Annotated in this window: 9 protein-coding genes; all 9 read left to right on the top strand. The window is 39.9% G+C overall.

The window, feature by feature from the left end; genetic code table 11:
• The first annotated feature begins 122 nt into the window (after positions 1–122).
• Genes tssA through tssH form a run of 9 tightly spaced genes read left to right on the top strand, consistent with a single transcriptional unit; the run spans position 123 to position 11,565 of the window.
• Positions 123–1,229, top strand: coding sequence for a type VI secretion system protein TssA (gene tssA, locus BCU91_RS03275; protein ID WP_102530898.1), 1,107 nt, complete (start codon positions 123–125; stop codon positions 1,227–1,229).
• A gap of 34 nt (positions 1,230–1,263) precedes the next feature.
• A complete protein-coding gene (tssB, locus tag BCU91_RS03270; RefSeq protein ID WP_102530897.1) occupies positions 1,264–1,764 on the top strand; it encodes a type VI secretion system contractile sheath small subunit in 501 nt (166 codons plus the stop codon).
• A complete protein-coding gene (gene tssC, locus BCU91_RS03265) occupies positions 1,764–3,257 on the top strand; it encodes a type VI secretion system contractile sheath large subunit (protein WP_102530896.1) in 1,494 nt (497 codons plus the stop codon). Before tssB ends, tssC (BCU91_RS03265) begins: the two co-directional genes overlap by 1 nt.
• Positions 3,258–3,302: 45 nt before the next feature.
• Positions 3,303–4,838, top strand: coding sequence for a type VI secretion system contractile sheath large subunit (tssC, locus tag BCU91_RS03260; protein WP_102530895.1), 1,536 nt, complete (start codon positions 3,303–3,305; stop codon positions 4,836–4,838).
• Positions 4,839–4,850: 12 nt separating this feature from the next.
• Positions 4,851–5,639, top strand: coding sequence for a type VI secretion system accessory protein TagJ (locus BCU91_RS03255; RefSeq protein WP_102529479.1), 789 nt, complete (start codon positions 4,851–4,853; stop codon positions 5,637–5,639).
• Positions 5,640–5,647: 8 nt separating this feature from the next.
• The gene (gene tssE, locus BCU91_RS03250) at positions 5,648–6,133 is read left to right on the top strand and encodes a type VI secretion system baseplate subunit TssE (RefSeq protein WP_241904026.1); all 486 of its coding nucleotides are present in this window, start codon (positions 5,648–5,650) and stop codon (positions 6,131–6,133) included.
• Positions 6,130–7,959, top strand: a complete 1,830-nt coding sequence (tssF, locus tag BCU91_RS03245; protein ID WP_102530894.1) for a type VI secretion system baseplate subunit TssF — start codon at positions 6,130–6,132, stop codon at positions 7,957–7,959. Before tssE ends, tssF begins: the two co-directional genes overlap by 4 nt.
• Positions 7,956–8,939: a type VI secretion system baseplate subunit TssG gene (gene tssG / locus BCU91_RS03240; protein WP_102529476.1), complete on the top strand. Its 984-nt coding sequence runs from the start codon at positions 7,956–7,958 to the stop codon at positions 8,937–8,939. Before tssF ends, tssG begins: the two co-directional genes overlap by 4 nt.
• 19 nt (positions 8,940–8,958) lie before the next feature.
• On the top strand, positions 8,959–11,565 hold the full coding sequence (gene tssH / locus BCU91_RS03235; RefSeq protein WP_102530893.1) for a type VI secretion system ATPase TssH: 2,607 nt from the start codon (positions 8,959–8,961) through the stop codon (positions 11,563–11,565).
• Positions 11,566–11,605 lie beyond the last annotated feature (40 nt).

Genomic DNA, 11,605 nt, shown 5'->3' with positions numbered 1-11,605 from the left:
GTATTTGGTTTTCAAATTTAAATAGTAAGTGTTATTTATGTCTATTTAAGGTAAGGAATACACTAAAAAGTATTAGTTATTCGAAAGAAACAATATTTTTATAATTCAAGGATTGAATTTAATTGAACCAGCTCAAAGAATTATTCATTAATGATTTAATATTACCTATTGCTGAAGATTCAGCAACGGGTATTGATCCCCGTGAAGATATCAGCCCGACGTCAACTTATTACTTACTAAAAGATGTAAGGAATAATGCGCGTGCAAAAGAGCGAAAAGCTCTGATTGATGAAGAAGATCTCTTATCTGTCGCAGTAGATTGGCGTCCCATTTTTGAACAAGTTCCTGGCGTACTCAAAGACCAAACCAAAGACATTGAATATATTGCTTGGTTTATTGAAGCAGCTTGTCGGTTACATGGCTTTAAAGGACTGAGTTTTGGTTTTACGCTTGCAGCTGAATTGATTGAAACCTATTGGGAGGACCTATACCCTACACCTGAACCTAACGATTTATCCGAAAGGATAGCTGCACTTATTGGCCTAAACGGCATTGAAAGTGAAGGTTCACTCATTCAGCCCATTAAAACAATCCCGATCACTGAAGGCGGCTATGCCTTTTCCACTTGGCAATATGAACAAGCTTTAGAAGTGGATCGTTTAGATAAAGATAAGCAGGAAAAGCGTTTTGATACAGGTGCCGTATCACTTGAAGAAGTTGAACTGAGCATTAAAGAAACGCCAGATAGTTTCTATATAGATTTGAATCAAGACATTGATGATGCCATTGCTGCATTTTTACGTTTGTCCGAAGCCATGGACAGCGCAATGTCAGGCCAACCACAACCTACTAGTTATATCCGTAAAGCGTTAGAGGCATGCGCTTTACAGATCCGCACTATTTCAGCACCCATTCTCGAGAAAGTTAACGTCAGCGAAGATGTTGACCCAAGCGAAGCGAGTGAAAGTGACAGTGTGGTGAGTGCTGCTGGCCAAAACGGAATGAGCCAACAGCTTAATTCACGTGCGCAAGCGATAAATAACCTAGAAATGATAGCGACCTTTTTTAAAAAAACCGAACCTCACTCTCCAATGTCCTATGCCATTGAACAAGTGGTTCGTTGGAGTGACTTAAGTTTACCTGAGTTGCTGCAAGAACTAATCCAAGACGGAGAAGCGAGGAATGGCTTCTTCAAACTATCTGGAATTAAAGCAGAAGATAATCCCTAGTTGATTACTCACAATATTATTGAAAGGAGTTCAAATGAGTGTACATGATCGATTAAAACGAGTGAGAAAGCCACGCGTCCACATTACCTATGATGTTGAAACTGAAGGCACAGTAGTTAAGAAAGAATTGCCATTTGTCATCGGTATCACTGGTGACTTCTCTGGACATAACACTGAAAAGCTTAAGCCATTAAAAGATCGCCGCTTTGTGCAAATTGATCGTGATAACTTTAATGATGTATTAAAGCGTATGAGCCCTCAGTTAAACATCGCAGTGCCAAATACATTGGCTGATGACGATTCTGAAATGAAGGTTTCGCTTAAGTTCGATAGCATGGAAGATTTCGAACCTGCAGCCATTGTTAATCAAGTTGAGCCATTAAAAAAATTAATGGAAACGCGTAATAAATTGCGTGACTTGATGACGAAAGTCGATCGCTCTGAAAACCTTGAGAACATTCTGGAAGAAGTACTAAGCAATACAAATAGCTTAGACAAACTTGCAGGTGAACTTAACCTTAAAGGAGCAGAGTAATGAGCATAGAAGCAGCCACATTAGATGCGACATCTGAAGAGCAAACAATAGAAGCATCGATTCTTGAACAAGCAATCGGTGCCACTAAACAGACTGATTCAACTCGTGCTGAAGAACTCATTCGTTCACTCACCGAAGAAGCCCTTAAAGGCACCGTGCAATGGGATAAAAACCTTACTGTTACCTTTAATAAAGCGATAAGCCAATTAGATGAAGTCATCTCTAAACAGCTATCAGCCATTATGCATAACGATGAGCTACAAAAGTTAGAAGGTAGCTGGCGTGGACTTCATCATACGGTTAAGAATTCTGAAACCAATGCGACATTGAAAATCCGTGTGATGAGCTTGTCTAAAAAAGAGCTACATAAAGATTTAAGCAAAGCGGTTGAATTTGATCAAAGCCAAATGTTCAAAAAAATCTATGAAGCGGAATTTGGCACACCAGGTGGCGAACCATATGGCTGTTTAGTCGGCGATTATGAATTCAGTAACCATCCAGAAGATGTTGAGTCTCTTTCACTCATGTCGAATGTGGCAGCAGCAGGATTCTGTCCATTTATTTCAGCATCTGGCGCTTCTTTATTCGGTTTTGATGATTGGACTGAACTAAGCAAACCGCGTGATTTAGAGAAAGTATTCGAGTCTCTTGAATATACGCAATGGCGTTCATTCAGAGACAGTGATGACTCTCGCTTTGTTACATTAACAATGCCGCGCGTATTAGCACGTTTACCATATGGCTCTGCCACTAAACCTGTTGAAGAGTTTTGCTACGAAGAGTTTGATATTGACGAAGCAAGCGGGCGCTCAAAAGTGGCTGGTCATGACGATTACTGCTGGATGAATGCGGCTTATGTGATGGCGACGAATATGGGGCAGGCATTTAGTCAATACGGTTTCTGTACTGCAATTCGTGGTGCTGAAGGTGGTGGTAAAGTTGAAGGACTACCAGCCCATGTATTCACTAGCGATGATGGCGACCCAGACTTAATGTGTCCAACAGAGATTGGCATTACTGATCGCCGCGAAGCTGAATTGAGTAAGTTAGGTTTCTTACCTTTATGTCATTATAAACATACTGACTACGCAGTCTTTTTTGGCGCTCAATCTTGTCAGAAGCCAAAAATATTCTCAAATCATGATGCAACCGCTAACGCAGCAATTTCATCACGCTTACCTTACCTAATGGCGACTTCTCGTTTTGCTCATTATTTAAAAGTAATGGCACGCGATAAAATCGGCAGCTTCATGGAAGCTGATGATGTAGAAGCATGGCTAAACAGATGGATCCTGTCATTTGTGAATGCATCTGAAGGTGGTGGACAAGATATTCGTTCTAAATATCCACTTGCAGATGCGAAGGTTGAGGTTAAAGAGATCCCAGGTCAACCGGGTTCTTATAATGCAGTAGCATGGCTTCGTCCTTGGTTACAAATGGAAGAGTTAACTGCTTCTTTGCGTTTAGTCGCTAAAATTCCGAAAGTAGGCTAATCAGCGAAAGATAGCCGGATTTGTTTTCAAGGATAGAAACAAACGATGACGCAAGAAGCTATTTCATTTGTTACAAGTGAAATTTTTAAAGAAGACACCGATGTCCCCACATCGGTGTCTTCTACTCCTCAAAAGCTTAAAAATAAGCATCTTGTTGAACGATTCCTCAGGGAGTCTGATTCAACGAGATCGCTTTTGTTATGGCTTGAGAATTCAAACCATTCACTGTCCCGATTCGATAAAGTATCGGTATTACCTTTCTTGATCAAAGCAATTGAGGAAATAGACAGGCAGTTAGAGCAACAAATAAATACCATTATTCATCATGCATCCTTTCAAGCCCTAGAAGCAAGTTGGCGTGGAATTTTGTATATCGTTAACCAGCAAGAAATGCATGATAAAGACCAAAAGGTCAAAGTTAAGCTGTTAGATTGCTGTTGGCTGACATTATCAAAAGATATCAATCGTGCGATAGAGTTCGACCAAAGTGAGTTTTTTAAACTCATTTATAACAACGAATATGATATGTCGGGTGGAGAGCCTTTTGGTGCGTTGATTGGCGACTATCAAATGAGCCATAAAAATCGTCCGGGAGTATCGACAAACGATATTGATGTTTTAAAAGATATTTCTCGCACAGCTGCAGCGGCATTTGCCCCCTTTATAACCTCAGCAAGTCCTTCATTATTTGGGGCAGACGATTTTACTGATTTATCTGCTCATATGAATATCGGCAAAATATTTGAACAACATGAATATTTGAAATGGAATTCATTAAGAAAAATGGACGATGCACGGTTTATCGGCTTAACCCTGCCAAATATTTTAATGCGTTCACCTTATTTGATAGACGGCACTCGCAGTGAAGGCTTTAAATTTAAAGAGTCGATTAAAAATCCAAATCAGGACCATTTATGGGGCAACGCGGCATATGCTTTTGGCGGCATAATTATTCGCTCATTTAGTGACTCTGGTTGGTTTGGGCATATTCGTGGTTTAGAACCAGGAGCGCGAAAGAAAGGACTCGTTTGTGACCTTGCAGTTTGCCAGTATGAAACTGACTTATACCGTAAAAGGAACAAACCTTCGGTGGATTTACTTGTGAGTGATAGAGCTGAAAAGGCATTGTCTGATCAAGGCTTTATCCCACTATCTCCAGTATCCGGGTGTGAGCACTTAGTTTTTTACAGTAATGCCTCTATACAAGAACCACCGAAATATGAGCTTTTAGAAGACAACATCAACGCTAAATTATCGTCAATGTTGCAATACATTTTATGCGTCTCTCGGTTCGCACATTACATCAAAGTCATTGGCCGTGAAAAAATTGGCTCTTTGAATTCTGCTGAAGCATGTCAGCGAGACTTACAATTGTGGTTACACCAATACACGACAGCATCTGAAGTTTCATCTGATGATGTACGTAGTCAATACCCACTTCGAAATGCTCAAGTGCAAGTTAAAGAAATGCGAGGAAAGCCAGGTCATTTCTATTCAATTATACAACTTCAACCGCATTTTCAATTAGATCAAATGGTTTCTAGCATCAAGTTAGTGACCGAACTTACGTCAAGAAATTAGTAAAGGATTACAATGAAAAATATCAATCAAATGCTTAATAATGGTCAATTACAACAAGCTATTTCATTCGTTGAAACAGAGCTGAAAGAAGATCCGATGAATGTCGATCTGAAAAGTGCGTTAATAGAATTGTTATGTATCAATGGCTCACTTGAACGTGCTGATAAACAGCTTAATTTATTAGTTCAGAAGCACCCTGATTTCCTTGTCGGGGCATCAAATCTGCGTCAACTCATTAGAGCGGAGCAAGCTAGGCAAGACTTTATGTCAGGTCAAGCGACACCGAAATTGTTTTCCCAAACTGATACCCACTCTGAAGCATTAATCAAACTTAGATTAGCGTTAACTGATGCTCAGGATGATGTGACTGTTTGTGCTGAAAACCTTGAAAGCCATCGTCCACAAGTTAGCCTAGTTTTTGACGAAAATACCAAAGAAGAAATTAGAGATCTAGACGACACCTTAGGTGGATTTATTGAAATATTTGGCACCGATGGTCATTACTATCTAGCCCAACATTCAGAAATTGATTATATCCACTTCAAACCCGTCTCGTCATTAGTGGAAACCGTTTGGCGACGTGTTGAGCTCGCGATTAAAGATGGCCCTAGTGGTGAAGCACATATTCCTATGGTCTATGGCGGCAGTGAAACAGATGCGCAAAAGCTTGGCCGCGAAACCGATTGGGAAGAAGTTGCAACAAATGTCATGTCGGGCAAAGGGCTAAAAATGTGGTTTGTTGATGATAATGCCTTGGCATTAAATCAAATCCAAAAAATTAACACTCCTGCTCTGCAATAAATTAACTCATGAAAAGCACTCAACCAATTATGGCATCCGTACTCGATAGATTAATCGATGATGCACCTGATGAACAAGATATTAAAGATAGTCATCGCGGACTTAATTTACGCCAACTTAGGGCTAATGTTCGTCGGGATCTTGAAAATTTACTCAATGCTAAATTGCAATGGCAAACATGGCCTGATCATTTAGCAGAGCTCGATAAGTCGTTAATGAATTACGGCCTAAGAGATTTTTCATCAATGCCAGTTGCAAGTTTAGATGGTCGTCAAATGTTGTGTCAGCAGGTTGCTGACACCATCAAACGCTTTGAACCTCGATTTTTAGAAGTCATGGTCGAAACCGTTGATAACGAACAGCCATTAGATCGAGTGCTTAGATTGAAAATCAATGCGTTGCTATATGCAGATCCAGAACCTGAATTTATTACCTTTGACTCAGAAGTAGAACCTATTCATCTCGCCATGATAGTAAATGAGGCATCATTGTGAACCAAGAATTATTAGAATATTACAATCGTGAGCTCGCTTATATCAGGCATATGGGATCAGAGTTTGCTGAGCAATACCCTAAAGTCGCGGGCAGATTACGATTAAGTGATGAACATGTTGAAGACCCACATGTTTCTCGAATGATTGAAGCTTTCTCTTTGTTAACAGCGCAAATTAGACAAAAGCTAGATGACAGTTTTCCTGAGTTAACTGAAGCATTGCTAGGGCAGTTATACCCAGATTATCAAGCACCGATACCTTCGATGTCTGTTATTCAAGTGACGACTGAAAACCTGTCGACGACAGGTGTGTTGTTACCTAAAAATACCAAGGTTGATACGCAAGTTGAAGGAATGAAAACCTGTCATTTTAAAACATGTTACGACATGAAATTATGGCCTATTGAAGTGACAAAAGCTCAATTTCAGAATGCGCCTTTTACAGCTCCTGAGCCACAATGGCCGCAACGTGCTAAAGCCATTATTAAGCTTGATATTGCCTGTGAATTTGAAGAAATGAGCATGCAAAACTTGGGGCTTGGTAAGTTACGTTTTTTTCTTAATGGACAAGATCATCAAACCTTCCAGCTATATCAACTTCTTTTTGAGCATAGTCTAGGATTTGCTTTAGTTAATGAAAGCCAATCAGTGTGCAAGTTTTTAACCAAACGTCATTTAAAAACTGTTGGTTTTGATGATGAAGAGCAGGTTATTCCTTACAGTCAACGCAGTAGCAGTGGTTACCGTTTATTGCTTGAGAACTTTATTTTCCCTGAGAAATTTTTATTCTTTGATATCGATGATTTAGAAGATTCATGGCAGGGGATTGACGACTCATTTTCACTTTATATTTACTTAAAAGAAGGTTCGCAAGATTTAGAGAAGCAAGTCTCTGCCAGCCATTTTTTATTGGGTTGTACGCCAGTTATCAATTTATTCGAGCAAAAGCTAGAGTCTGTAAGTATTGAAGGCGCTCAATATGAATATAAGTTAGCGGCTAAATATGCCGATGCCGAAGTCTCCGAAATCATCAATATACAAGAGGTGATTGCTTATGATCCTAAGGATAATAAAGTTGAAGTTACCCCATTTTACGGTGAGTCTCATCCTCAATACTTAGGCCATAACAATCTGTTTTGGAATGTAAGAAGAGAATCTGCAAGTTGGGCTGGTGGCTACACTGAACAAGGCACAGACTCTTATTTGTCATTAGTCGACCATAACTTTAAAGGCTTTACTCCAGAAGAAGATTACGGCGCTTGGGTATTAAGTATTACTGCGCAATGCAGTAATCGGAATTTGCCAGCGCATTTACCTTTTGGCACTGACGAACCTAAGATGTTTGTACCAGAGCGTGCAGATATCATTAAACAAGTTAAATGCTTATTAGCGCCAACTTTACCTGTCAGAGCCACATTAGGTGATGCCTCAAGGTGGCAGCTAATTAGACACCTTTCTATTGACAGTTTTAGTGGGCCAAATGCATTAAATAACTTAAAAGAAACGCTTAAGTTATATGACTTTAAGTGTTCACCAGAAAATAAAAATTTAATAGAAAATATACATCATGTAGAAGTGAGCCAAGATACTGCTCGAGTCAATCAGAATGGCCGAATCAGCTTTTGCAGCGGAAGTCATATCGAAATTACTTTTATTAAAGATCACTACTCAGGCAGTGGCGTATTTTTCTTTTGCTGTATTTTGGACCATTTTTTCTCACAGTTTTCAGTGGTAAATAGTTTTACCCGCTTAAGTATGCGATTTAAAGATCAAGACGCCATTTATCATACTTGGCCAGCACGTTCAGGGAAGATACCGCTGTTATGAATCTACAAGCCATCCTTGAAGCGCCGACTGAGTTTGATTTTTATCAAGCGGTATATCAATTCCAATTGCAATTATCTCATCAAGATAAAGGCTATAGAGTCGGTCACGATGCGATACCATCTGAAGAACTAATTCGATTTAAATCGGATCAGCATTTAGGTTTCCCAGGCCAAGCAATTAGCAAAATTGACGCAAAACTTAGCCAGCGTACAGGTAAGCAAGCAGCCGAAATGCATGTGTCCTTTATGGGGATGACTGGGCCAAGTGGGGTATTGCCGCAACATTATACCGAATTAGTCCTTGAACGATTGCGCCTCAAAGATACTGGCATGCGTGATTTCTACGACTTATTCAATCATCGGTTAATTTCCTTGTTTTATCGAGCCTGGGAAAAATATCGCTTTGCAGTTAATTATGATTCGTCACAAAAAAGCACATCAGACAGTTTCAGTCATGTGTTGAACCAATTAAGTGGCGGAGGCACTCATAGCCGTTATTACAGTGGTTTCAGTCAAAGAAAGTCTCCTAGTGCAGAGTCATTGAGGCTGATGTTAGAAGATTTCACGGGTTGCATCGTTGAGATAAAGTCTTTCGAAGGGCGATGGCAGTCATTAGCTAACACTGAGCAGACAAGGATGGTGAGCCGCGCTATGCCTGAGGGCCAATATGCTCAGTTAGGAAAAGACGCCAGTATTGGCAGTAAAGTGTGGGACATTAACTCCAGTATTACGATTAACATCAAACCCAGTGAAAAAGGTTCTGTTGCTTCTTTTTTACCTGGAGAACCTGGGTACCTTCCGCTTAAAGAATTAGTGGATAACTACTTAGGTAAATCAGTAAAACACAAAGTTTATTTAGAAATAAAACAGCAAGATGCGCCTAAAGCGCAATTGTCTATGTCTGCTGTCCCACTGGGACTAGGATGCGGTTTATTAAGTCGCGCAGATAATGGACAACAACTTAAACGCCTAATGATATAAATAATAAAGGACTATAAACATGTCAGCGATGACCTTAAGTAAACTGGTTGAAAAACTGAATCCAGTGTGTCGAAAATCTTTAGAATCTGCCGCGAGTATTTGCCATAGTCGCAGTCAGTTTACCGTGGAAATAGAGCATTGGTTACTTGCTTTACTCGAAGGTGATTCTGGTGATTTAAACATTATTAATGCCAGCTTTTCGATTCAAAAAGAACAACTCATAAGTGAAGTGAGAAATGGACTAGAAAAGTTCAAAACAGGTAATAGTGCCGCGCCAAGTTTGTCACCGCATATTGTTAACTTACTGCGTCAAACATGGCTGAACACCACGATTGAATTTAATGATGATGAGATCCGAGCCGCTTATATCATTTTTACATTATTAACAGATGACTCTTTAAATTCATTGGTTTCTCGCTCTGCCAAGCAGTTAATGAAGATAGACCCTGCACAGCTCAAACATGCTTGGCCCCAACTGGCTAGGCAGTCAACAGAGCATAAAGTATCAAGCTCTGATATTGAAGAAACACAAGCAGTTCAGAGTGCCCCGAGTAAAACACCTAGCTTGGATCAGTTTACTCAAAACCTGACTGAACAAGCCAAACTCGGTAAAATTGACCCTATCTTAGGCCGTGATAATGAAATCAGGCAGATGATAGATATCCTTACCCGCAGACGTCAAAATAACCCTATCCTGACGGGCGAAGCTGGAGTGGGCAAAACGGCTGTTGTTGAAGGTTTAGCATTAAAAATCGCACAACAAGAAGTCCCTGATGCACTGCTTAATGTCAGTATTCATGTTCTAGATTTAGCATTATTACAGGCTGGTGCAGGCGTTAAAGGTGAGTTTGAAAATAGACTTAAAGCACTGATTAATGAAGTTAAAATCTCAATTAAGCCAATAATTCTATTTATTGATGAAGCGCATACCATGATTGGTAGTGGTGGCGCAGCTGGGCAAAATGATGCTGCAAACTTACTAAAACCTGCATTAGCACGTGGTGAGTTAAGGACGATAGCCGCAACAACATGGGCAGAATATAAGAAATTTTTTGAAAAAGATGCAGCACTAACTCGCCGATTCCAAGTCGTCAAAATTGAAGAGCCTAGCCCTGAGCAAGCGGTCGCCATGATGCGTGGTTTATTACCCGTTATGGAGACGCATCATAAGATCTTAGTTTCAGATCAAGCATTATGTGCAGCAGTAAACCTTTCACATCGTTATATAACGGGACGCCAGTTACCAGATAAAGCGGTCAGCCTTCTTGATACTGCGTGTGCCAGAGTCGCGATGAGCCAAGCTTCAACACCAGGCGCTGTCGAGTCATTACAACGTCAAATCCAACAGCTTGATACCCAAATAGCTATCTTATCTCGCGAACAAAAAAACGGTTCAGATCACAAGAAAGTATTGGCCGAGCTATCAAAAGCACAGAAAGGCTTTGAAAAAAGCTTAAAACCATTAATCAAACAATGGGAATCTGAATTAGCCACGGTGAAACAAATTTCGGAGCTCGTTGAACAGATCCAAGCGCAGAATGATGACAGTACAGATTATCTGGCTCAATTGACCAAGCTAAAGCAGACTTTAGCTGCAAACAAGCAACCTATGGTGCATTGGCAAGTTGATGAACAATTAGTGGCTGAAGTGATTTCTGACTGGACAGGAATACCTGCGGGTAAAATGCAAGATGATGAAATAGCGACTATTTTAGATCTTAAAGCCAGTATGTCAAAACGCGTAATTGGCCAAGATCATGCTTTAGATTTAATTGCTAAAACAGTTCAAACATCTCGTGCACAACTGGGCGATGAAAAACGTCCAATAGGCGTGTTCTTATTAGCTGGCCCAAGTGGTGTCGGTAAAACTGAAACCGCATTGACCTTGGCTGAACAGGTTTATGGCAGTGAAGATAATGTCACTGTTATTAACATGTCAGAGTTTAAAGAAGAGCATAAGGTTTCATTGTTACTAGGCTCACCTCCAGGTTATGTCGGTTATGGTGAAGGTGGGGTATTAACTGAAGCGGTTCGCAGAAAACCATACAGTGTGATTTTGCTTGATGAAATGGAAAAAGCGCACCCAGGTGTGCAAGATATATTCTATCAAGTGTTTGATAAAGGAATGATTAAGGATGGTGAAGGCCGGGATATTGATTTTAAAAATACCATTATCATCATGACATCTAATGCAGGTACAGATACCACAATGTCATTATTTGAAGATGAGGAAACCATCCCTTCAATTAATGGCCTACGCAAAGCGTTACAAGATGACCTGCTAGCTTATTTTAAACCTGCATTTTTGGGGAGACTTAATGTCATCCCATACATCCCGCTGAGTAAATCTATGCTCAATGACATTACGACTTTGCAATTACAACGAGTGGGTAAGCGATTAAATAATCATTATCAAGCCAAGTTTAGTTATAGCGAAGATGTGGTCACGAAAATTGTTTCAATGTGCCAGGATGCTGGTTCTGGTGCACGTAACGTTCACAATATTTTGCAAAACACCATGTTGCCTGATCTTTCTATTAAAATTTTACAAAACATGGCTAGTAATAAAAAAACCACTAATGTCAAAGTGAATGTTGAGAAAGAAGAATTTAATTATAAAGTCTAAATACATACTTATAGGTGTGTGGTGGTCATAAATATATTAT

The organism is Shewanella sp. 10N.286.52.B9 (assembly GCF_002873635.1).
Taxonomy (GTDB): Bacteria; Pseudomonadota; Gammaproteobacteria; order Enterobacterales; family Shewanellaceae; genus Shewanella.
This window is presented reverse-complemented; position numbering and strand designations above follow the sequence as displayed.

Coding starts and splice junctions, on each gene's coding strand:
- tssH (WP_102530893.1), top strand. CDS start 8,959: ATGTCAGCGATGACCTTAAGTAAACTGGTTGAAAAACTGAATCCAGTG.
- tssC (WP_102530896.1), top strand. CDS start 1,764: ATGAGCATAGAAGCAGCCACATTAGATGCGACATCTGAAGAGCAAACA.
- tssE (WP_241904026.1), top strand. CDS start 5,648: ATGAAAAGCACTCAACCAATTATGGCATCCGTACTCGATAGATTAATC.
- tssG (WP_102529476.1), top strand. CDS start 7,956: ATGAATCTACAAGCCATCCTTGAAGCGCCGACTGAGTTTGATTTTTAT.
- BCU91_RS03255 (WP_102529479.1), top strand. CDS start 4,851: ATGAAAAATATCAATCAAATGCTTAATAATGGTCAATTACAACAAGCT.
- tssB (WP_102530897.1), top strand. CDS start 1,264: ATGAGTGTACATGATCGATTAAAACGAGTGAGAAAGCCACGCGTCCAC.
- tssC (WP_102530895.1), top strand. CDS start 3,303: ATGACGCAAGAAGCTATTTCATTTGTTACAAGTGAAATTTTTAAAGAA.